We start from the raw sequence: 20,569 nt of genomic DNA, 5'->3' as shown, positions 1-20,569 counted from the left end.
TACTCTCTTTCTAATTACAATAATTGATGTTCTTCCAGCAAAGCCTTGGTTTCAGGCTGCTCTGGCTGGCTAAATTGTGCAACCATGCGCTGGGACCATTTTTCCGTTTGACGACTGCCTGCGTAGTCTGTTTGAACTTGGTCGTAAGCCTGAATGGCCTCAGGCCCTTGTTCTTGATAAACTTCTGAAAATACGACAGCTTTCTCAGCCAAGCGTGGCTTAACAGGATGTTGCTCTGCTGGTTTTCCCAAGGCGATACAAAAGATCGGATAGGTGTAGGCTGGCAACTGGAAAAGTTCTGCTACGGGCCTTGCTTTATGGCGAATCATGCCGATAAAAACACCCCCATAGCCCAAACTTTCTGCCGCAAGCAGGGCATTCTGTCCAGCTAAAGCCGCATCCACAGATGAAATCAGGAGATTTTCCACTCCCTTGGCATCAAAAGGCATCTCGTGGAGCTGTGCTGCCTTGCTGGCACGATTATGATCGCCAACAAAGACAAGAATGGCCTGAGCCTGCAAAATGGCAGGTTGGGAAACCAAGTCATAAAGAGCCTGTTTTTTCTCCTCGGACTGGACCAGGATAATCGAATAGGACTGGAAATTCTTCCAGCTTGAAGCTGCACGTCCTGCACTGATAATAGCTTTCAACTCATCATCTGAAATGGGTTGGTCGGTAAAACGGCGAACCGAGGTGTGCGCAAGCATCAAATCAATTGTTTCGTTCATCGGCGGTTCACTCCTTGCAAATGAATCTCAGTGGCTAAGAAACGAATTCTTTCCATGACCCGCTTGGCCTGCCAGGTTTCATCACCTGTCCGACCTGCCGCAAAGTGGCGCTCCAAATCGGCAAAAGAGAAATTGGAGGTAAAGAAGGTCGGCAGGTTTTCCTGCATCCGGTATTGGAGAATGACCTGCAAGACATCGTCTCGAACCCACGGACTGTGCTGTTCTGCCCCAATATCATCTAAAACCAAGACTTCCGCGGTCTTAATCTGGTCTATTTTTTCCTTGACGGAAGCATCCTTAATGGCATTTTTAATGTCCACAACAAAGGTTGGGTAGTGCAGCATGGTCGTAGATAGTTGACGAGCAATAGAAAGACGGTGGGCCAAATAGGCCATCAGATAGCTCTTCCCTATCCCAAAATTACCATAGAGGTAAAGCCCTTTGTTATTGTGCCCGACTTGTTCTACAAAATCATCCAAGGCCTTGTAGACTTCAAAGCGATAGTCATCATCAAAATCCAAGTCATCGATGGTCACCTGACGGAGAGAGGCGGGCAGGTTAATCAATTGGATGCGATTTTTTATAGTTTCTAATCTGCGGTGCTCAACCAGCTCTGCGGTTTCCAGATAGGACACGTCCGCATAGCCTTGATTCATGACAAGAACCGGTTGGTAGCCAACTGCGATATAGGAGGCATCCTTAGATAAAAATTTATCTCGCTGGCTAACAAATTCAAAGAATTTGGAAATGGAGCGGTTGATTTCATCCTGATTGAGCCCCTCTTGACGAATGAAGGCCGCAACATCCTCGTCTGCCAGTATTTCCTGATAGACTTCCTGATAAGACTTCCGACTCTTGTGACCTTGGGTCAACTTGTCTTGAACGGATTTCATGAGCCACCTCCTTTGTTTTCATTGGCTAACATTTGACGCCGAAGAGCATCCATCTTGGCTTTTCCTTCGGCACTGGTTTTCGTTTTGACTTCTTTTTTGCTCCATTCTGGAACATTGCTGACAGCTTCCTGAGCAGGTTTTTGGAGCTTACTGCTTGTTCGCTGTTCTCTGAGATAAAGAATGGCTGCTTCTGCGCTGGCAATTCCCTTATAAGAAAAATCATTGGCTAACTTGAGAGCATACTTTTCATTGAGATTGGCCGAGTCTAGCTTGTTGAGACTGTAAAGAACCAAGACATTGATGACTTCATCTAAAAGCCCCAGAACCGCCATATCTTTCAAACATTTGCGCTCCGAGGCAGTCACTGCCGCCTTGCGACTTTCCTTGAGAAAGGCTAGAAATTCAAGGGCTGTCATGGCCTTACTTTCCCGAGCCAGAGCAGCTTCTCGCTCCGTCAAACTTCCTTTCGGAGCTTGGTGATACCCTTGGATTTTTTGGGCCAGGCGCTTGGTTGAAATCATTTGGTCAAGAGCTGTTTCCTTGGCCTTCTGATAGAGTTCCAACCAGTTCCAGCCTTCTTGTTCGGCCAGATATTCCAAGGCAATCATATCATCGGTTTCCTGCTGAAAACGCAGTTTATCCCGAGCCATCATGGATTTGAAAGCTTGCCAGTCCAAGCCACTGGTTGCTGAACCTTGCACTTGCACCTCCACTTTCCCTTCAATCGTGAAGACATCTGAGAAGCGTTTGGTGATGTTTTGCTCTTGATTCGGTCGCAACAGTCTGAGCTGTTCCAGAGCAGACTCCCCAATCTTCTTGGTCAATAGTTGGCGATACAGAGGCTTATGCAAAAAGGCCTGAGTAGACAAAGGCGGCTTGATGAGAAGACCGTAGGCACCATCCATCTGGTAGCGCTCCAACAAATCCACGGCTTCAAGCACATCTAAAGTCCGCTCAAGACGGGGCATACCAAAGTCTAAGTGGTTGAGAATGCGGCTAAATTTATAACGGCCCTGTCCATAATCCACAAATGCATGGAGGTAATGGTAGAGTGCAAAGCCATCCAAACCGATAATCGGCTGGTAACATTGACTCAAGCTAGACCAGTCTGCTGTAAAAGGGGTGGTTCTCACATAACAATAGAGATCGTTTGGTTTCATCTACTAATCCTGTCTTCTGTGTCTGCTGCCCTTGGTAATTTGTTTGAGCAAATTTTCCAACTCACCTACGTCCTTGAAGGAGCGGTAAACGGAGGCAAAACGAACATAGGTAATTTCATCCAGCTCAGCTAGTTCTTCCATAACCAGATTGCCAATCACATCGCTTTCAATTTCACTGTCACTCTGTGCGCGAACCTGCTGCTCAATGCGGTTGACCACTTCCTCGATTTCCGCGCTGGTTACAGGGCGTTTTTGGGCAGAACGGATGATGCCGTTAAAGATTTTCTCGCGGGAAAATTGTTCGCGGGTGCCATCCTTCTTGACAACGACTAGGGTTTTTTCTTCTACTCGCTCATAGGTTGTAAACCGATGGCCGCATTGTTCACATTCTCTGCGACGGCGAATGGTGTTGCCGTCTTCTGCTTGGCGACTATCCACAACACTTGATTTCAAACTATTACATTTTGGGCAACGCATACTCTTTCTCCATTATCTCATTATCACTTCATTGTATCATATTTTGCAAGAGAATAAAAGAAAGCAAGAAGCAAAGGCTCCTTGCTGAGCAAACTATGAGGAAGTTTTCTCTTTTCTGCTCTGCCATTTTTCCCAAAAAATCACATAGGCTGCTGCTGCAAAGGGAATCAGAAGGTAGACATGAGGAGAAACATATTGGCTCTTGGTTTCCCACAAAAGGTGGAAGACCAGCCCGCCTGCTAAAAAGAGGTAGGGGTAGAGGTGAATAACCTCCTCTTCTTTTGGTTTCCTGAGCCAGAGGAAGAGGGCAGCTCCTCCGTAGATTAGCATCAGAACCGGATGGAACCACTGGTACAGAAGGATATAGGAGTTCCCTCCCTGATAGAGATCCTTGAGAAGGTCCGTCCTATGCGGTTGCATCCGCCATTTACTAGGGCCCGAAAAGATGGACTCAAAACTAGCTTCTGTCCAGGTGGTTAGCAGCTTGATCCGGAAAAAATCTAGGGCATAGAGTGGATCCTTGGCAAAGACGGCCAGCCTTTCTGCAAGACTGGTTTTGGCCGCCGCTTCGATGGCAGCATAATCTCCGTCTGTTTCCTTGTAAATATCGCGGACATAATAATTGTACCAGCCGGGTTGGCGGATGTCGTTTGGAACATCCTGTAAGCCCATGGCCAACCAAGAAATCTTGGGCATTCCTTGCAAATCTTGGCCGCTGACCGAGCTATAATAGGCTGTTGTTGCCTTGTTCAGACCAAAAGCTAAACTGATGATAGCCAGAAGGAGCAAGAGGTGCTGCTTGATTCCTTTTTTTAGAAATTCTAGGCAGAGAATCAGTGCTACTGCTACCAGAAGGATGATGTAGTTATTGCGAATCCAGTAGGATACAACCAAGAAAATGGTCGCCCAAGCCGCATCTCTCACCCTCTGTTTGTGCAGGTAATCTACCAGAAAGAGCAGACCGAAGCTGGCAAAGAAGAGCCCAAAAATCAGACCATAGACAAACAGGATATTAAAGAGCTGCGGCAAAAAAGCAAAGGAGAGCAACAAGGTATAGCGACTGATAGACCGATTGGCAAACAAGCGGTCGGCAAGCTGCCAACTAGCCCAGTTAATCCCAAGAACCATAGCCAGATTGAGAACAAAAAACACCGTAGCATTTGGTATGGGGATGATGGTCAGAACCAAGCGCTCAAAACTAACCAATCCGAGTTGATGGGGATAACGATAGAGATAGCCTCCCACCTCTAAACTCTGATAATCTCCTGCATTCATCTCCACAGCCGAACGAAATACAGCCGCAGCGTCATAGCGGGTCACATCTGTTGTGAAGAAAATCAAGCCGAGTCCAGCCAGCAAATAGAGCAAGCAGCCTGCTATAAAAATCTGCCGATTGCTAAAACGCTTTAGCCAACCTCGACTCAGGTAAGTCACCGCAAGCAGTCCAATCAACACCAAGAAGGACCAAACAGTATTGGGCAACACATCAGCCCACTCTCCCTTGGGCAGCCTCAAAACGGTCTGAACAACCACCGTGCACAAAAAGAGAAGACCAAACAAGAACCGGCCTCCATAACCTATCAAGCCCTGCAAGGCAGCAGCAACTGTCACTCCGATTTTTCTCACAAGTTCACCATTCCTTCTTCCGCCCAAGAACAGCCAAACTAGCGGGCAGAATCTAGTATATACTGTCCAGTATAACACACTTGGAAAGGAGAAACCAGAAGAAGGCAGGCATCCCCACTTCTGCATCCAAAAAACCTGCACTGGGCAGGTTTTTTAGCTATTCTTCAATGACAATCTGTTTGTCCTTGAGGCGGATATTGACCCACTCTCGAACAAGGCGGTAGATGACCGCAAAGATTGGAGTGAAAAAGACCATCCCCAAAAGACCAAAGAGGTTTCCGCCGATAAGGGCTGCAGATAAGGTAAAGAGGGTCGGCAAACCAACAGACTGTCCTACAACCCGTGGGTAGATGATATTTCCTTCAATCAGCTGGAGGATTTGGAAAAGGACAATCGACCAGAGGGCCAGCCAAGGGTTTTCCACCGCCACAAAGAGGGCACTAATCATGCAGGCAGTGAATGGGCCGATATAAGGCACAAAGGAAAGAACCCCTGACAGAATCCCCGCCATGCTGGCATAAGGAATCCCAGATAGTGAATAAGAAATAAAGACCAGACTGCCGATAATCACAGCTTCCACAATTTGGCTCATCAGGAACCGATCATAGGTATCCACAATCACTTCACCGATATAGGTAAGGACGCCAACAATCTTTTTAGGCAAAAAGGCATGGAGCAGTTTTAGAGACATGGTTTGGAGGTGTTCCTTACTGCCCAGAATACTGATGGTAAAGAAGAAAGCCATAACCAGGGACATGGTATTTGAGAAAATGCCACTAACATTGTTGACCAGACCGTAAAGGAAGTTGGTAGCTAGGCTGGATAGATTGGAAATATTGGTAAATTGAGATAAGTACTCATTGATCTGACTTCCAAGTTGGCTGGACAAAAAGCCGCTTTCTTGGAGGTTTTTAATCCATTTTGGTATTTCTTCACTGATGACATTAACCAGCTGAGCAACTGTTGCCACCAAGGTCGGCAGCACAATCACCACAATAGCTGTTACAATCAAGATAAAGCAGATAAAAACACTGGTGATGGCCAATGGACGCTTCACCTTGTTTAAAAAAGAAACTTTTTCAAAGAGAGTTTCCAGCTTTTTCATCGGAACATTAAGGATAAAGGCAATCAGGGCACCGATAAACAGAGAGTGGACACTGGATAAAACGACTTGTAAGCCCTCGTGCAGAGAGGAATAATTCAGAACAGCCAGTAGCACAAGGGCTGCAAAGGCAATCAGCAATAGTTTTTCTTTAAATGTTGATTTCATAGATAGTTCCCTTAATCAATTACTGTTTTTTTATTCTACCATAGGACAGATAAAAAAGAAAGACTGGCATTTGCCAATCTCTCTTGCTTAATCCCGCATGGCATAGCCAACTCCACGGACAGTCTTGATATAGGACTCCTGCCCTGGCAGATCCAGCTTGCCTCTTAGGTAACGGATATAGACGTCCACAACATTTGTTTCTGCTGCCGACTCATATTTCCAAACCCGATCCAAGAGCTGTTCGCGGCTCATGGTTTCAGGACTGTTCATCAGCGTCGCCAAGAGATCATATTCCCTTCGGGTTAGGTTGATGAGCTCATCTCCGCGCGACACCGTGCGGTTTTGGAAATCAATTTTCAAATCACGGTAGGCCGCGTGAAGCTTGACCTGTTTGCAATTTTCGTCGATAAAATCCCGCCCGCGAAAGATGGCTGTCACTTGCTCAACCAAATCACTAATCACGAAAGGTTTGATAACATAAGAAACAGCATAGGTCAATATGTCCTGACCATGGGCAGCAACATCTGCACTATCCACAGCCACGATGATAACAGAAGCGGGTTTGAGTTTGAGCAACTCTTTAGACAGTTCCTTGCTGGACATGTCCGACAGTTGAAAACTCATCAATATCAAATCAAAGTCCGTTTCATGTGCTAGTAAGAGAGCTTCCTTTCCTGTTGAAGCATAGTCAACGAGATAGTCCTTCTTCTGCAATTCCATGGAAACGAAGTGAGACAGGTTACGCTCTCTACCTGCAATTAGAATCTTTTTGGCCATAGGTTATTTTTCATCATACCATGAGTAATGGAAGATGCCTTCCTTATCTTTGCGCTCATAAGTGTGGGCACCAAAGTAGTCCCGTTGAGCCTGAATCAAGTTTGCTGGCAAGTTCTCAGCACGGTAGCTATCGAAGTAGGTGATCGCTGCTGAGAAGGTTGGTACAGGTACGCCTGCTTGAACAGCAAGGCAGACTACCTCGCGAACCGCTTGTTGGTACTTAGCTGTGACATCCAAGAAGTACTCATCCAAGAGGAGGTTGGCCAAGTCTTCGTCACGTCCGTAGGCATCTGTAATCTTTTGCAAGAAGCGAGCGCGGATGATGCATCCTGCACGCCAGATTTTAGCGATTTCGCCAAACGGCAAGTTCCAATTGTTTTCTTTAGAGGCAACGCGCAATTGAGCAAAGCCTTGTGCGTAAGACATAATTTTTGAGAAATAGAGGGCTTGACGGATTTTTTCCACCAATTCAGCCTTGTCGCCTGCATAAGCAAACGGTGCTGGTTTTGGAAGAACCTTGCTTGCTGCCACACGCTCTTCTTTGTAAGTTGAGATATAGCGAGCAAATACGGATTCTGTAATCAATGACAGTGGCACTCCCAAGTCAAGTGAAGATTGGCTGGTCCATTTTCCAGTACCCTTGTTTCCTGCAGCGTCCAGGATGTAGTCCACAACTGGGCCATCTTGACCTTGGTCGTCCTTGCGTTTTAGGATGTCAGCTGTGATTTCAATCAGATAGCTATCCAACTCGCCCTTGTTCCACTCAGTAAAGATGTCTGCCATTTCCTCAACAGACAAGCCAAGCAGGTGTTGCATGAGGTCATATGACTCGGCAATCAACTGCATATCACCATACTCGATACCATTGTGGACTATTTTCACATAGTGACCTGCTCCGTCTGGGCCAATGTAAGTGACACATGGCGCGCCGTCTTCTGGGGCTTTTGCAGAAATTTCTTCCAAGACATCTGCCACCAATTCATAGGCTTCTTTTTGACCACCTGGCATGATGGATGGGCCTTCAAGGGCACCTTTTTCACCACCAGATACACCTGTTCCGATGAAGTTGATACCTGAGTTAGCCAACTCAGCAGAGCGACGGATGGTATCTTCGTAGAAGGTATTTCCACCGTCAATCAAGATGTCCCCTTTATCTAAGTGTGGCAGAAGAGCTTGAATCGTCGCATCTGTACCTGGTCCTGCTTGAACCATGAGCATGATACGGCGTGGTTTTTCAATAGAAGCTACAAAGCTCTCTACATCGTAGCTTGGTACCAGTTTCTTGCCTGGATTGCTAGCTACTACATCTTCTGTTTTATCTGCTGAACGGTTATAAATTGCTACGGTGTAACCGCGTGACTCTACGTTGAGGGCCAAGTTGCGGCCCATAACTGCCATACCGACAACACCAAAGTTTGCTTTTGTCATGAGTTCTTACTCCTCTAATTAGTATCTTCTTCATTATACACTGAAATAGACGTATTGACAAGAATTTTCAGATAATTTAATCGCAAGGTCAAAGCTTTCGCCCTTCCCTTTTCCTCTACTTGTCTTCTTCGTCAAACAATCCCTGCAACTGAGCAAAGGGGCTGTTGGCTTCTTTTTTAGCTTGAGCGTTCGACTGGTAGCCGGCCTCGGTCATCACGGTCCAGTTGGTTCCTGATGGCAGGTCTGCACCAGCTTCTTCTTCTGGAGTCAAGACCTTGATTGGAATCGCGAGCAAAATATTATCCGCTACGCTCTCTGCTAGATTGATCTGGTCATCCTCTACTACCAATACCAAGTCTTCATCGACCAAATCCTGCTCCTTGAGCGCTGCCTCACTTGCGACAAAGAGTTCGTTAACGGACTGGTTTTCATCAAGATGAACAGGCTCCATTGACCGGCTGGAAGCTAGCGTAATGGTGTAGGTCATTTGGTAATCTAAAAAGAAAAACCCGGATTCAAATCGAACCTTTCCTGTAACAGCGACAGGAGAGAGTCCTAGAATTTCTTTGTTGCGCTCCTGAAGCTCCTTTTCTAGGTCAAAAACCTTATCAAAGGCAATGCCGTCAGGGCTTTTTTGAATGTCATAGATATGAAACATAAAAACCTCTCTACTTGGTGTGTTCTAGTAGGTAATTGTAGACTTGCTGGCCTGCGATGGCGCCGTCGCCAACGGCTGTCGTAATCTGGCGCAGGTGTTTCTTACGAATGTCACCGACCGCAAAGACGCCCGCTTGCTTGGTTTCCATGAGGTCGTTGGTTTCAATCCAGCCTGCCTCATCTGTAATCCCTAGGTCGCTGACAGACTCGCTCATCGGATCCAATCCAACGTAAATAAAGACGCCACCAAAGGCATGTTCACTGACCTGACTGGTTTTCACGTTTCGAATGCGGACACTTTGAACTTTTAATTCGTCACCTTGGATTTCCTCTACCACGCTATCCCAGATAAAGCTGATTTTTTCATTGGCAAAAGCGCGGTCCTGAATAATCTTCTGGGCACGCAATTCATCCCGACGGTGAACAATGGTCACGCTTTTTGCAAACTGGGTCAGGAAAATCGCTTCTTCAACGGCGGAATCGCCGCCCCCAACCACCAGTAAATCTTGGTCGCGAAAGAAAGCTCCGTCACAAACCGCACAATAGGAAACGCCGCGGCTGTTGTAGGTTTCTTCTCCCGGAACCCCTAACAGGCGGTGTTGGGCTCCCATTGCAAGCACAACCGTAGAAGCTTCCAAAACCTCATCTTCTGTGATGACCTTTTTCACCTCACCGTCCAACTCAATCTTGACTAACTGACCGAACAGGTGTTCAACACCAAATTTTTCTAAGGGTTCAAACATTTTTTCCGCCAATTCTGGTCCAGAAATGGCTGCATATCCAGGGTAATTTTCAATATCAGCTGTATTGTTCATCTGGCCGCCGTAAATACCACGCTCCAAGAGGGCAACCTTGAGGTTGCTTCGGGCTGCATAGAGGGCTGCGGTCATTCCAGCAGGGCCGGCACCGATGATGATTGTATCGTACATAAGTTCATTCTTCCTAAGCTTTTAACATCAGTAAAATGCCGACAATCCCAAAGGAAATAATGGGGATGGTCATAACATTTATAATCAACAAATCGTAAAGTACCTCTTGCCGGGCTTGGAGGGTCTTATCTGTCCGCTTTATCATCCGAGCAAAAAACCAGATGAGGCTAACAAAAATGACCGCAACTGCCGCAAGAAGCAAGCTCTGCAAATAAAGACTTAAAATCGTTTGTAACATGGTCTATCCTATCAATTAAAAGGTCTGGCGTTTGGCCTTGCGCTCGGCACGCCCCTTGGCTCTTGCTTCCACTCGTTTGGTCTTGCGGCGTTTTTCATCCACAGCCCACTTGATTTTCTTCTTGTAGCCTGGCTTGATTTTTTTCTTTTTCTTCTTAACCAGACCAAGCATTTCCAAGTCCAGTTTTTCACGGGATTTTTCACGATTGACCCGACGGTCGCGGTCGTAGGTATCGACAAACTCCCCGTTCTTCATTTCCTTTGGAAGAAACTGGATGTTGAGTTTTTCTAGTTCTCGAATGTCCGCATCATCACTCGGCTGGTAAAGGGTGATGGCAATACCAGACAAGCTATTTCGGCCTGTCCGTCCGACACGGTGAACAAAGAAGGACAAATCCTGTGGGATGGCATCGTTGATGACATGGCTGACCCCTTCGATGTCGATTCCACGCGCCGCCAAATCCGTCGCCACGATATATTCAAAATCCAAGTTCTTGACCTGATTCATGATACGCTTGCGCTCCCGCGGAGGAATATCTCCATGGATTTTAGCAACTCGCAAACCATTGGCTGTCAGGTAGCTGTGGAGTTCATCTGCCCGCGTCTTGGTATTGACAAAAATCATGGCCAAGTAGGGCTGCATGAGCTGGGTCATCTCTAAAATTTGGGCATTCTTGTCCCGACCTTTGGTAGAAATCAACCAGTTTTCAATGGTATCTGAAATGACAGTCCTAGTCTTGATTTGCTCGATGACGGGCCTAGACAAGTATTTCTTCAAAAAGGGTTGTAATTTTTGCGGAATAGTCGCTGAAAAGACAAGAAATTGCAGGTCCTTAGGCAGGCTGCCGGCAATCTTGTCCACCGTTTCCAAAAAGCCCATATCTAGCGTCATATCGGCCTCATCGACCACAAAAATCCCTGCCTTGTGGATGGCCAGATCGCCAGATTTGACCAAATCATAGATGCGGCCCGGAGTTCCGATAACGATATGGGGCTGACTGGATTGGAGCTTGTCGATTTGGCGCTTCTTATCCGTTCCGCCCACATAGTTGCTGACGCGAACCTCTGTTTCGCAGTGGCTGGCCAATTGACAGGCTGCCTGATAAATCTGCGTCGCCAGCTCCCGTGATGGCGCTGTGATGACCGCCTGAACCTGATCCAACTCCTCATTCAACTTTTGGAAAATCGGAATCAAAAAGGTATGGGTCTTGCCCGAACCGGTCTTGGATTCACCAACCAAGTCACGACCTGATAAAACAATTGGAATCAACTTTTCCTGCACCTCTGTGGCCTCAACAAAGTTGATCTCCGCTAGGGCTTTTTGAATGTAGCCCTTTAATGGTAAGTCTGTAAATTTCATAGTTTCCTCTTTTTTTCTGCTTCTTACCATTATAGCATTTATCAGAAAGACAAGCAAAAAGGACGGATGCCCCGTCCTCAGTATTTTTAAGAAGTCTCTTCGACAAATTCAGCTTCAATAACACCCAGCTCTTTTTTAACCAGAGGGTACCAAGCGGTTTTAGTCAAGGTAAAAATACAAAAAAACAAGGGCAACCCCTTGTTTCTAATCATTTATAGATAAAGAATGGCCAAGGTCAATAGACTCATAACAAGCCCGATTCCCCAAAGGAAGAAGTCTACCTTCCACTCGCTCCATTTGGCACCATTGCCTGTCAAGCCACCCAGCTCTAGGTGGTGGTGGAGGGGGGTCATGCGGAAGATTCTTCTGCCTTCACCAAACTTCTTCTTGGTGTACTTGAAGTAGCTGACCTGCAGCATGACGGAAGAAGTTTCAAGAACATAGACCAAACCTACAAGAAGCAGAGTCCACTCAACTCGAAGGGCGATGGAAATGGTGGCGAGCATTCCGCCCAGAGCTAGGCTACCCACATCTCCCATGAAAATTTTGGCTGGTTTCCGGTTGAAGACAAAGAAACCGAGGAGCCCACCAATCATGGTCACACAAACCAGAAGGATATCATATTTTCGTTCTGTGTAGGCAATGATGGCATAGGTCAGCAGGCTGATAACGACTGAAATAGAAGCCAGTCCATCAATCCCGTCTGTCAGATTGACCGCATTGGAAAAACCAATCAGCCAAAAAAGGACAAAGGCAAAGTAGAAAATTCCAATATTGATGATATGCCCAAAAAGATTGATTTCGCCTCCGCCGGCACCATGAACATGAACAAAGTAGAAGACTACTCCTCCCAAGAACTGCAGAGCTAGTTTCTGTTTGGGATTGAGCCCCTCGTTAATCTTGCGGAAGATTTTTAAAAAGTCATCCAAAAATCCAACTAAGCCATAAAGAGCTAGGATAAAAAGAATAGCCAAGACACCACCCGTCAGCATTTTAAAGTAGCTGGCAAAGAGGAAGGTTACTACAATCGCAACGACCAAAAAGACGGTTCCTCCCATTGTGGGAGTTCCAGCCTTAAACTGATGCTGTTTTACATCTTCGTGCATCTGTTGGCCTTCAATACGTTTGGCTTGATAAAATGTTATAAATTGAGGAATCAGGAGAACCGTCGCCACAAAGGCGACGATTCCTGATACTAGGGTAAAGAGCATATTATTCTCCTAATGTCACTGTGATTTTTTTGGTATCTTTGAGGCTGCTGCCGGTATTTACATTTTGTGCGATAACCTTGGAACCTTCCTTCTTATACTTCACCTCAATCCCCGTCCATTCTGAAAAGATGTCTACATTTTCCTTGGTCCAGCCATACATATCCGGCATTTCGGTCAGATTGCTGGTTAGAAGGAGGATTTGCTGGTTGGCGATGAGGTTGGTTCCTTTTTCGACAGATACCTTCTCGATTTCTGAGCCATTTCCGAGGATAACCGGCTGAACGAGTTGGCGGCGCAATTCTTCTGCGCTGGTACCTGGATCCTTGCCGACCAAGTTTTTCATCTTATATTCCGTTTCGGTTGTAATGGCTTTAAGAGCAGGGGCGGGTTCCGTCAAGTTCAGACTGTCCTTGAGCAACATTGCTTCCTTTAAGGTTGGATTGATAATTTCCTGCCAAGAAAGCATGGTAAAGACCTCTGGCTGACGGATGGTCACATACATGATAAATTCTGGATCTTCTGCAGGCACCATGGCTACCACAGAGTTGATATAAGCTCCCTTGATATAACCGCCACCTGTTTCACTCGCGATTTCGGCCGTTCCCGACTTCACAGCTACATCATAACCTTCCACCTGAATGGCAGGCGCTGCAATGTCATGGGAATAAAGAGTCCCAAAATAAGGATCCGTTCCGACATCAATCATGAGCTTGAGAGTCTGATCAGCCGCTTTTTCAGAAACAGGTTTTCCCATAACCTCTGGCTGCGATAGGCGAGCAGAGTCTGTATTGGGATCATAAAGGGCGGATATGAACTTGGGCTGCAACATCACTCCGTTATTGCCGATTGCTGAGAAAGCCCGCAACATCTGAGTTTGCGTAACAGAAATTCCCTGTCCGAAGGATGACATGGCAATGGTTACAATGTTGTCATCAGGAACCAAGCCAGGTGCCTCTCCTCCCATTCCGAAACGAGTTGGGTAGCCAAAGCGGAACTTAGACATATAATTGAGCCACTTTTCATCCCCCATCGTTTGTTGGAGGATGGTCATTCCTACGTTACTGGAGAGGGAGAAGCCTTGCGCGAAGTTAAGGGTTACGGCAGAGCCACCGGCATTCAAGGTCCAGTCATTGATTTTCGCATCAGCAATAACATATTCATTATTGGTATAGGTTGCATTGGCATTGAAGGTGCCGTTGTCAATTGAGGTTGCTACGGTCATAACCTTCATCGTCGAACCCGGTTCGTAGGCTTCCTGATAAAGGAGAGAGCGCTCCAAGACACCTTCTTCTCCCAAGCCTTCCTTGGTATCTGAATCATAGCTTGGCCGCTGAGTGGTCGCAAGAATCTCTCCTGTTTTTGCAGAGATGAGAGTGGCGTTTGCGTACTGTCCTCTTGCATTGTTGAAGAAGATGGACATGTTGGTTTCAAGAGACCGCTGCAAGTCCGCTGACAGAGTGGTGTAAACATCTTGTCCATCGACCGTCTTTACCTTAACATCTTCTGTTCCCGGCAAAATCCGACCATAGCTATCCTTTTCATACACCACTTTGCCATCCTGTCCAGCCAAGATGTCATTGAGGTAATACTCCATACCGCTCACACCGTTTAAGCTATGGCTGCCGTCCTCATTTTCGACGAGGTTGGCCAAACCGACAAAGATTGAGGCAAAGGTGCCATTTGGGTACATCCGACCTGGACTGGCATTAAAAGAAATCCCCTTAATCCCTGCTGCTGTCATTTCCTGCTGGATGGTTGTCATGGTACTGTAAGAAATATTTTTCCCCAAAGTACCAAAATACACCTGATTTAACTCTGGTTGATTCAGCTGTTTGAGAACGTAATCCGTTTCCATCCCCAAATGCTTCTTGAAAATCTCAGCCACTTGGTTGAACTGTTGGGACTGAACATAGAGAATCTCTTTTAGTTCTGAAACGTAATTTTTATCAATAATTGCGAAAACTGTGTAGGTGGTAGAATCTTCCGCAATCGGAACCCCAGTTCGGTCATAGATGGTACCACGCCGAGCCTGAACGGTCACCTCTTTTTGGTGAACATTTTTTGCCCCTTCAGATAAGTCAACTCCAAACTTGGTATCTGTACCGATGATGATGGCAAAGTTGATTAAAAAGACAAAAAAGATGAAAACCGTCAGAAGGATGAGGCTCTGCCCAACCCTCCGACGATTTTGTGACGGGATGTATCGATTTTTCAAGACATACCGCAAAAGCTTATTCTTTTTACTGGACATTATTCTGCTACTCCAATATTGTCATTGTTAAAGGTCAGACCAGCTTTTTCAGCAATTTCCATAAGACGAGCGCTGCGGGTCAATTCATTGACCGCCTGCTTGGCATCGTCAATTTCAACTTGCTTGGCATTGATTTCCTGATTGACATCTGCCATCTGGGATTGTATCTGTAAAAGACGGGTCTGCATAAAAATGATGCCAATAGCCAAGATCAAACCAGATAGGACGATGCTTCCATAGAAAGCCTTCTCCACTCGGCTGAAGGTCTTAATTTTATCGCCAATAACGCGCATCGTAGCGTCTCTTCGTCTATCTTGTAACATGACTTTCCCCTTATTTGTGTACTTTTTTGGCCACTCTTAACTTGGCTGAATGCGCCCGGTTATTAGCCACAAGTTCATCTGCGCTCGGCAAAATTGGCTTGCGGTTGACCAACTCCAAAGGTGCCTTTAGGTCATCTGGGATGAAGGGCAGCCCCTTTGGTACATGAATGGTGCTTGCTTCTTTAAATAGTTGCTTGGTTAGGCGATCTTCCAAGGAATGAAAGGTGATCACTGAAATTCGACCCTCTAGGGCCAACAGCTCAATGGCCTGCTGAATGGATTCATCAGCGGCCCCTAATTCGTCATTGACTTCAATCCGGATAGCCTGAAAAATCTGTTTGGCCGGATGGCCTTTTTTCTTGAGTTCTTTAGCTGGCTTGGCAGACTTGATAATCTCTGCCAACTCAGTTGTTGTTTCAATCGGCTTAAGCGCACGCGCCTGTTCAATCTTACGGGCAATTTGTTTGGAAAACTTGTCTTCTCCGTACTTGAAGAAAATCCGTACCAAATCCTGATAATCATAGGTATTGACCACATCATAGGCTGTGAGGCTTCCCTCACGGTTCATCCGCATATCCAGCGGTGCGTCCTGCTTATAGGAAAAGCCTCGCTCCCGCTCATCCAGCTGCGGACTGGACACACCCAAATCGTAACAAATTCCATCAATCTCTGTCACGCCAAGCTCAGCCAAGCGCAGTTTCAGATTGCGGAAATTATCCTTGATAAAGGTCACTTGCCCCTTTTCAATATAGGGGGCCAAACGGTGTTGGGCATGGTCAATGGCCGTCTGATCCTGATCAAAGGCATAGAGATGCCCTCCATCGGTCAACTGACTGAGCAGGTACTCACTGTGACCTGCCCCACCCAGTGTCGCGTCTACATAAATTCCATTTGGCTTGATGTCCAACATGTCCACTGTTTCATGCAAGAGGACAGTTGTGTGATTAAATTCCTTGGTCATATCCTAACTATTGTACCACATTTTAAATCAAAACATTGTTGCAAACTTTTTACAAAAAATATGTCAAATATAGTTGACAAGATTAGGAGAGAGGTATATAATAAAAATGTGAATAGGTGTCAGATATAATTGACACCCACTGGGAAACTTCCCCTATTTTTTTAGACAGATATGTCAGATATAGTTGACATAGAAAGGAGGGCACATGAACCGTGTCAAAGACCACCGACTCATACTAGGCCTGTCTCAATTAGAACTTGCCAAGGCCATCGGCGTATCTCGCCAAACCATCAATATGATTGAAAACAATAAATACAACCCATCGCTAGACCTTTGTATCAACCTAGCCAAAGCCTTACAAACCGATCTCAACAGTCTCTTTTGGAATGAATAGAAAGGAATGAACACCATGAAAAAGAATACACGCAAAGCCCTTATCTCTACTCTCATTTTTATCCTCCTCTTTGTCCTCTTTCAGCTTTGGGGCAATAGCAGAGCAGACATCTGGCATACCATCAACCAAGCGAAATTCTGGGTGAAAGTACTGATTGCTGGAACTGTCTACTTCCTAGGAGTATCTTACCTGCCAATCATTTTTCGTCGTAAGTAAAAGGAGTATCGTATGAAAAAGGAAACCTTTCAAGACAAACTCATCAAACGCTTTTATGGGATTGTCGGCCCACTCGACGAATACAAGCGCAGAGAGGCCAATCGCATTGGCAATATCTGTTTCATGTTTAGTCTTCCATTTCTTCTGGTAGCCAGCTGGCTTGCTCTCTTGCTCGCAGATAAATCTCCAAAGCTGTTGGCCACCTACTTTCCTTTGGCCATTCTAGCCTTCTTCTTTGTGGTGTCAGGCTTCATCATGTTGAGAGGCCGACAAGCTGGACTGGCTTCCTATGACCCAGACGAGTTGTCCGCCAAAGAAAGAAAACAGGTAGAGCGAGCAGGGCTACGGGCAGGAATCTATTTCGCTTCTTGGTTCTACCTATGGAATGCAGCTTTGGCTATCTGGCTAGACAAACTGCCCCCTGTTGCGGCCTTTAGCTCCCTCAAAACGCTCTGCTCCGCCCTCTTTGCCGGCTGCCTCTTTGGTCTATTTAGCCACTTTATCGTCCGCAAGCGCCAGTTGGACACAGAATAAGGAGGAAATATGAAACAACAACCTTTCTTCCGTCGGTTCATCAAGTTCTTCTACGGCATTATAGGCCCTTTAGATGAATACAAGCAAGAGGAAGCCAATCAGATTGGAGGGCTGGGTTTTATCTATCTCTGGTATTTGATAGTGCCTTCCTCCCTTTTCGCCCTCTTGGCTTCCCATGACTACCCACACTTGGTGGCCTATGCCTATCCGATTGCCCTCATCATCCTGACCATAGTCTTTGCCATCTATGTCACTGTTCAAAGTCTTCATAAACAAGTTACCAGTCTTGATCAAGAAATAGAAGAGTATGCCGCCCCAGTTTCAAACATTCGGCGAAACAGTACCATTCTCTGCACCAGCATTCTCTTTATCAGCCAAGTTCTGACGAGCGACTGGTCTGATGCAGGCTCTCTGTTGGCCCAATTGGTCAATCCCAAACGACTGTTGATGATGTTGGTACAAGGGATTATCTTTTGGTTTATTTTTTCTGCACTTTACCGCTCGAAAAAGCACCGCTAAGCTACTTCAAACAGGAGCATTTACAAAGTGAGTCTTTTCCTTTACAATAGAGCATAAAGGAAAGTATGAGTAACCTATGAAATCCATTTTACAGCAATTCAAACCCTTTGACTTTATCCTAATCGGCCTGGCACTGCTGCTCTCTTTTCTGCCTGCCTTATGGACCTATACCAGTGTCCAGCAGGAAGAAACAGCCGCGAACCCCATCGCCCTCGTCAAAATCAATGGAGAAGTCGTTGATCAGTTTGAACTATCCGAAACAACTCCCCACCAAGAAATCACCTACTATCCCAATCCCGGCCAGTACAACATCGTTGAGATTGATGGCAACCGTATCCGTGTGAAAGAGGATAACAGTCCCGACCAAATCGCGGTTCAAACTAGCTGGATTAGCCAACCGGGTCAACTCTCTGTCTGTCTCCCTCACAACCTGCTGATTGAAATTCAGGCACCTGACCAAGAAGAGGAAGAAGATAAGCTGATTCTCCCATTATAAAAACAACTCCCCTTTAAACAGCGGGAGTTGTTTTTATCAAAAGAAAAGTGCGACCAATAAGGTCAGACTGTAAAGCAGGCTGTAAAGTACAAAACTCTTCACTGCCTCAATAAAGGTTTCTCTTTTAATCTGTTTTTTGAGAAAGCGACGTAGGCTCTTGTAGGCTGGATAGGCACAGACAAGACCCAACAAAGACCAAAGCGGCAAAAAGCCCGTCAAACCGTAAAGAAGCCAACATACCCAAGGAAAAAATGCCAAGGCAGCATACAGGAGCAAGGAGTCTTTTTGACCAATGTAAGAAACCAACGTGCGGCGTTTATTGCGCAAATCTTCCTCCAGATCGCAGATGTTGTTGGCCAGCATGATATTGGCAATCAGACAGACCAAGGGCAGGCTCATAAACAATACTTCTAAACAGTGCTTCCAAGCAAGATGCAGGCTAAATATATCCTTCGACCATTGACTGGTCACCAACAAAGCAGGTTCTTGCACAAAAACAGCCAAGAAGAAAATCCCAAATCCCATAGTCAAACCAGAGAAAACCTCCCCCAGAGGCAGACGCGATAGAGGCAAGGGGCCAAAGGTATAAAAAATTCCAATTAAGAAACAGACAATTCCCATCGGCAAAAGGACTAAATCTGTCTGCCAAACGAGACCCAAGGACACCAAGATAGAAAACAAGAGCAAGCCAACAATGATTTCAACCACTCTTTTGGCTTTCAGCTGGTACTTGCCTACGACGTTTGCTGTTTCACGATAGGTCATGTCGTGAGCCTTATAGTAGTCCATCGTATTGTTGATAGCCGTCGTACACATATCAAAACTAAGGACTGCCAAAGCAAAGAGACTGGTTGAGAGCCAATCAATCTTTTGGTAACGGTAAAGCGACCACAAGATACCAATCATCATAGGAAAAAAACTGGCAACCTTGGTCTTGATTTCAACAAATTCTAAAAAAACTGGAAGGCTAAAGCCCTTATTCTGTTTGGTTTTCAACAAGATGATACTCCTCATTGCTCAGTTCAAAGCGGTCTTTCAAACCATCGCTCAGATGAACGCCGGCGTCTTTATCAATAAAGACAGCCTCTACACCATCCAACTGATTCACAAAGGCCAAGCCGTCTTCCAACCCTAACAAGAATAGGGTAGTTGACAGACCATCTCCCTGAACGGACGTTTTAGAAAAGACCGTAACGCCTGAAATGCTATTTTCCACTGGATAACCCGTTGACGGATCCAAAATATGGTGGTAGCGAACACCGTCTACTTCCAAGTAACGCTCATAAATCCCTGATGTAACAATCGAGCCATCTGTTACACGAACCGACCCGACAGTCGTTCCACGAACTTCATCAGGATCTTGGACACCTACATTCCAACCTTCTTCATTGGTAGGCGAAGTGCCCATGACCACCACATTACCTCCTAGATTGATGATAGCTGTTGTGATGCCTTTACTTGCAAAAAGCTCTTGTAGCTTGTCTGCGATATAGCCCTTGGAAATGGCCCCCAACTCCAGAGTCATGCCGGCTTTTATAGCAACGGTCTGCTTGGCTTCGTCTAGGGTAATATCCTGATAGTTGATGAAAGGAAGAGCTGCTTGAATTTCTGTATCACTCGGTTTGCGGGCATCCTCCGAACCGATCTTCCAAAGATTGCTGACGGCTCCGATAGAAATATCAAACCTTCCTTGGCTCAACTGGCTTACAGCCAAAGCCTCCTTGATTACATCTATCGTACGAGGATCTACGGAAACAGCCTCTTTTCCTGCTGCCTGATTGATGCGATAAATATCTGAGCCTTCCAGATTGGTAGAAAGCAAGGCCTCCATCTCTTTCACATAGGCGATGGCTTCTTCCATCACTTCCTCTTGACCATCATGGTAAATGCTCAACTGCACCACCGTATGGAGCAGATTTTCGCTACGAGTCAAGGGCTTTTTAACGATTGTCAGACTTTCTGAGTGAGATGCCTGGGGTTGGCAGGCTGGTAGAATCAAAGCAAGCCCTAAAAGCAAGAAACACCACCAGACCATCTGTTTTATCCTATTTTTCACTGATTCTCCTTCCAAAAAAGAAAAGGGCAAAGGCTAGGACAATCCGTCCCAGCCTCATACCTTCCT

At 46.0% G+C, this 20,569-nt stretch carries 23 protein-coding genes; 5 read left to right on the top strand and 18 right to left on the bottom strand.

Features of this window, described 5'->3' with window-relative positions; all coding sequences use genetic code 11:
• Positions 1-14: 14 nt before the first annotated feature.
• The 16 genes from INT76_RS09775 to rsmH all read right to left on the bottom strand — a co-directional run bounded on the left by INT76_RS09775 (position 15) and on the right by rsmH (position 16,288).
• Complete coding sequence (locus INT76_RS09775; RefSeq protein ID WP_212570330.1) at positions 15-728, bottom strand: nitroreductase family protein; 714 nt, start codon at positions 726-728, stop codon at positions 15-17.
• On the bottom strand, positions 725-1,621 hold the full coding sequence (gene dnaI / locus INT76_RS09770) for a primosomal protein DnaI (protein WP_212570328.1): 897 nt from the start codon (positions 1,619-1,621) through the stop codon (positions 725-727). The genes INT76_RS09775 and dnaI overlap by 4 nt, the downstream gene beginning before the upstream one ends.
• Complete coding sequence (locus INT76_RS09765; RefSeq protein ID WP_212570326.1) at positions 1,618-2,781, bottom strand: replication initiation and membrane attachment family protein; 1,164 nt, start codon at positions 2,779-2,781, stop codon at positions 1,618-1,620. The genes dnaI and INT76_RS09765 overlap by 4 nt, the downstream gene beginning before the upstream one ends.
• A gap of 3 nt (positions 2,782-2,784) precedes the next feature.
• Positions 2,785-3,258: a transcriptional regulator NrdR gene (nrdR, locus tag INT76_RS09760; RefSeq protein ID WP_212570318.1), complete on the bottom strand. Its 474-nt coding sequence runs from the start codon at positions 3,256-3,258 to the stop codon at positions 2,785-2,787.
• Between the two features lie 93 nt (positions 3,259-3,351).
• A complete protein-coding gene (locus INT76_RS09755) occupies positions 3,352-4,884 on the bottom strand; it encodes a hypothetical protein (RefSeq protein ID WP_212570316.1) in 1,533 nt (510 codons plus the stop codon).
• A gap of 157 nt (positions 4,885-5,041) precedes the next feature.
• Entirely contained in the window at positions 5,042-6,154 is a 1,113-nt protein-coding gene (locus INT76_RS09750) for an AI-2E family transporter (RefSeq protein ID WP_212570314.1), read from the bottom strand.
• 87 nt (positions 6,155-6,241) lie between these two features.
• On the bottom strand, positions 6,242-6,931 hold the full coding sequence (locus tag INT76_RS09745) for a response regulator transcription factor (protein ID WP_212570312.1): 690 nt from the start codon (positions 6,929-6,931) through the stop codon (positions 6,242-6,244).
• Between the two features lie 3 nt (positions 6,932-6,934).
• The gene (gndA, locus tag INT76_RS09740; RefSeq protein WP_212570310.1) at positions 6,935-8,359 is read right to left on the bottom strand and encodes an NADP-dependent phosphogluconate dehydrogenase; all 1,425 of its coding nucleotides are present in this window, start codon (positions 8,357-8,359) and stop codon (positions 6,935-6,937) included.
• A gap of 115 nt (positions 8,360-8,474) precedes the next feature.
• The gene (locus INT76_RS09735; protein WP_212570307.1) at positions 8,475-9,017 is read right to left on the bottom strand and encodes a YceD family protein; all 543 of its coding nucleotides are present in this window, start codon (positions 9,015-9,017) and stop codon (positions 8,475-8,477) included.
• A 10-nt stretch (positions 9,018-9,027) separates the two neighbouring features.
• Positions 9,028-9,945 (bottom strand): thioredoxin-disulfide reductase, encoded by a 918-nt coding sequence (gene trxB / locus INT76_RS09730; protein ID WP_212570305.1) that lies wholly within the window; start codon positions 9,943-9,945, stop codon positions 9,028-9,030.
• 13 nt (positions 9,946-9,958) lie between these two features.
• Complete coding sequence (locus tag INT76_RS09725) at positions 9,959-10,183, bottom strand: DUF4059 family protein (RefSeq protein WP_212570303.1); 225 nt, start codon at positions 10,181-10,183, stop codon at positions 9,959-9,961.
• A gap of 15 nt (positions 10,184-10,198) precedes the next feature.
• Positions 10,199-11,542: a DEAD/DEAH box helicase gene (locus INT76_RS09720; RefSeq protein ID WP_212570301.1), complete on the bottom strand. Its 1,344-nt coding sequence runs from the start codon at positions 11,540-11,542 to the stop codon at positions 10,199-10,201.
• Positions 11,543-11,754: 212 nt separating this feature from the next.
• A complete protein-coding gene (gene mraY, locus INT76_RS09715) occupies positions 11,755-12,753 on the bottom strand; it encodes a phospho-N-acetylmuramoyl-pentapeptide-transferase (protein ID WP_212570299.1) in 999 nt (332 codons plus the stop codon).
• A gap of 1 nt (position 12,754) precedes the next feature.
• Positions 12,755-15,004 (bottom strand): penicillin-binding protein PBP2X, encoded by a 2,250-nt coding sequence (pbp2x, locus tag INT76_RS09710; protein WP_212570297.1) that lies wholly within the window; start codon positions 15,002-15,004, stop codon positions 12,755-12,757.
• Complete coding sequence (gene ftsL, locus INT76_RS09705; protein ID WP_212570295.1) at positions 15,004-15,327, bottom strand: cell division protein FtsL; 324 nt, start codon at positions 15,325-15,327, stop codon at positions 15,004-15,006. Before ftsL ends, pbp2x begins: the two co-directional genes overlap by 1 nt.
• Before the next feature lie 10 nt (positions 15,328-15,337).
• Positions 15,338-16,288, bottom strand: coding sequence for a 16S rRNA (cytosine(1402)-N(4))-methyltransferase RsmH (rsmH, locus tag INT76_RS09700; protein ID WP_212570293.1), 951 nt, complete (start codon positions 16,286-16,288; stop codon positions 15,338-15,340).
• A 205-nt stretch (positions 16,289-16,493) separates the two neighbouring features.
• On the opposite strand from rsmH, the gene INT76_RS09695 reads away from it, so the two are divergent.
• From INT76_RS09695 to INT76_RS09675, 5 genes are all read left to right on the top strand, one after another.
• The gene (locus INT76_RS09695; protein ID WP_212570291.1) at positions 16,494-16,682 is read left to right on the top strand and encodes a helix-turn-helix transcriptional regulator; all 189 of its coding nucleotides are present in this window, start codon (positions 16,494-16,496) and stop codon (positions 16,680-16,682) included.
• Between the two features lie 15 nt (positions 16,683-16,697).
• The gene (locus tag INT76_RS09690) at positions 16,698-16,898 is read left to right on the top strand and encodes a hypothetical protein (RefSeq protein ID WP_212570289.1); all 201 of its coding nucleotides are present in this window, start codon (positions 16,698-16,700) and stop codon (positions 16,896-16,898) included.
• A 12-nt stretch (positions 16,899-16,910) separates the two neighbouring features.
• Positions 16,911-17,432, top strand: a complete 522-nt coding sequence (locus INT76_RS09685) for a DUF3278 domain-containing protein (protein WP_212570287.1) — start codon at positions 16,911-16,913, stop codon at positions 17,430-17,432.
• Positions 17,433-17,441: 9 nt separating this feature from the next.
• Positions 17,442-17,951 (top strand): DUF3278 domain-containing protein, encoded by a 510-nt coding sequence (locus INT76_RS09680; RefSeq protein ID WP_212570285.1) that lies wholly within the window; start codon positions 17,442-17,444, stop codon positions 17,949-17,951.
• A gap of 76 nt (positions 17,952-18,027) precedes the next feature.
• Positions 18,028-18,447, top strand: a complete 420-nt coding sequence (locus INT76_RS09675) for a NusG domain II-containing protein (RefSeq protein WP_212570283.1) — start codon at positions 18,028-18,030, stop codon at positions 18,445-18,447.
• Positions 18,448-18,483: 36 nt separating this feature from the next.
• On the opposite strand, the gene INT76_RS09670 is transcribed toward INT76_RS09675, so the two are convergent.
• Positions 18,484-19,461 (bottom strand): 1,4-dihydroxy-2-naphthoate polyprenyltransferase, encoded by a 978-nt coding sequence (locus tag INT76_RS09670; RefSeq protein ID WP_212570281.1) that lies wholly within the window; start codon positions 19,459-19,461, stop codon positions 18,484-18,486.
• A complete protein-coding gene (locus INT76_RS09665; RefSeq protein WP_212573060.1) occupies positions 19,424-20,482 on the bottom strand; it encodes an FAD:protein FMN transferase in 1,059 nt (352 codons plus the stop codon). The genes INT76_RS09670 and INT76_RS09665 overlap by 38 nt, the downstream gene beginning before the upstream one ends.
• Positions 20,483-20,569 lie beyond the last annotated feature (87 nt).

It is taken from the genome of Streptococcus oriscaviae, assembly GCF_018137985.1.
Lineage (GTDB): Bacteria > Bacillota > Bacilli > Lactobacillales > Streptococcaceae > Streptococcus > Streptococcus oriscaviae.
The sequence above is the reverse complement of the archived record's forward strand: the minus strand, read 5'-3'. Positions and strand labels throughout refer to the sequence as shown.

Excerpts from the sequence above, each read along its gene's own strand:
- gndA (WP_212570310.1), bottom strand. The coding sequence starts at position 8,359 with ATGACAAAAGCAAACTTTGGTGTTGTCGGTATGGCAGTTATGGGCCGC.
- INT76_RS09750 (WP_212570314.1), bottom strand. The coding sequence starts at position 6,154 with ATGAAATCAACATTTAAAGAAAAACTATTGCTGATTGCCTTTGCAGCC.
- INT76_RS09725 (WP_212570303.1), bottom strand. The coding sequence starts at position 10,183 with ATGTTACAAACGATTTTAAGTCTTTATTTGCAGAGCTTGCTTCTTGCG.
- INT76_RS09690 (WP_212570289.1), top strand. The coding sequence starts at position 16,698 with ATGAAAAAGAATACACGCAAAGCCCTTATCTCTACTCTCATTTTTATC.
- rsmH (WP_212570293.1), bottom strand. The coding sequence starts at position 16,288 with ATGACCAAGGAATTTAATCACACAACTGTCCTCTTGCATGAAACAGTG.
- trxB (WP_212570305.1), bottom strand. The coding sequence starts at position 9,945 with ATGTACGATACAATCATCATCGGTGCCGGCCCTGCTGGAATGACCGCA.
- INT76_RS09745 (WP_212570312.1), bottom strand. The coding sequence starts at position 6,931 with ATGGCCAAAAAGATTCTAATTGCAGGTAGAGAGCGTAACCTGTCTCAC.
- INT76_RS09735 (WP_212570307.1), bottom strand. The coding sequence starts at position 9,017 with ATGTTTCATATCTATGACATTCAAAAAAGCCCTGACGGCATTGCCTTT.
- INT76_RS09670 (WP_212570281.1), bottom strand. The coding sequence starts at position 19,461 with ATGAGGAGTATCATCTTGTTGAAAACCAAACAGAATAAGGGCTTTAGC.
- dnaI (WP_212570328.1), bottom strand. The coding sequence starts at position 1,621 with ATGAAATCCGTTCAAGACAAGTTGACCCAAGGTCACAAGAGTCGGAAG.
- INT76_RS09665 (WP_212573060.1), bottom strand. The coding sequence starts at position 20,482 with ATGGTCTGGTGGTGTTTCTTGCTTTTAGGGCTTGCTTTGATTCTACCA.
- ftsL (WP_212570295.1), bottom strand. The coding sequence starts at position 15,327 with ATGTTACAAGATAGACGAAGAGACGCTACGATGCGCGTTATTGGCGAT.
- INT76_RS09765 (WP_212570326.1), bottom strand. The coding sequence starts at position 2,781 with ATGAAACCAAACGATCTCTATTGTTATGTGAGAACCACCCCTTTTACA.
- INT76_RS09680 (WP_212570285.1), top strand. The coding sequence starts at position 17,442 with ATGAAACAACAACCTTTCTTCCGTCGGTTCATCAAGTTCTTCTACGGC.
- INT76_RS09685 (WP_212570287.1), top strand. The coding sequence starts at position 16,911 with ATGAAAAAGGAAACCTTTCAAGACAAACTCATCAAACGCTTTTATGGG.
- INT76_RS09695 (WP_212570291.1), top strand. The coding sequence starts at position 16,494 with ATGAACCGTGTCAAAGACCACCGACTCATACTAGGCCTGTCTCAATTA.
- INT76_RS09720 (WP_212570301.1), bottom strand. The coding sequence starts at position 11,542 with ATGAAATTTACAGACTTACCATTAAAGGGCTACATTCAAAAAGCCCTA.
- INT76_RS09675 (WP_212570283.1), top strand. The coding sequence starts at position 18,028 with ATGAAATCCATTTTACAGCAATTCAAACCCTTTGACTTTATCCTAATC.
- INT76_RS09775 (WP_212570330.1), bottom strand. The coding sequence starts at position 728 with ATGAACGAAACAATTGATTTGATGCTTGCGCACACCTCGGTTCGCCGT.
- pbp2x (WP_212570297.1), bottom strand. The coding sequence starts at position 15,004 with ATGTCCAGTAAAAAGAATAAGCTTTTGCGGTATGTCTTGAAAAATCGA.
- nrdR (WP_212570318.1), bottom strand. The coding sequence starts at position 3,258 with ATGCGTTGCCCAAAATGTAATAGTTTGAAATCAAGTGTTGTGGATAGT.
- mraY (WP_212570299.1), bottom strand. The coding sequence starts at position 12,753 with ATGCTCTTTACCCTAGTATCAGGAATCGTCGCCTTTGTGGCGACGGTT.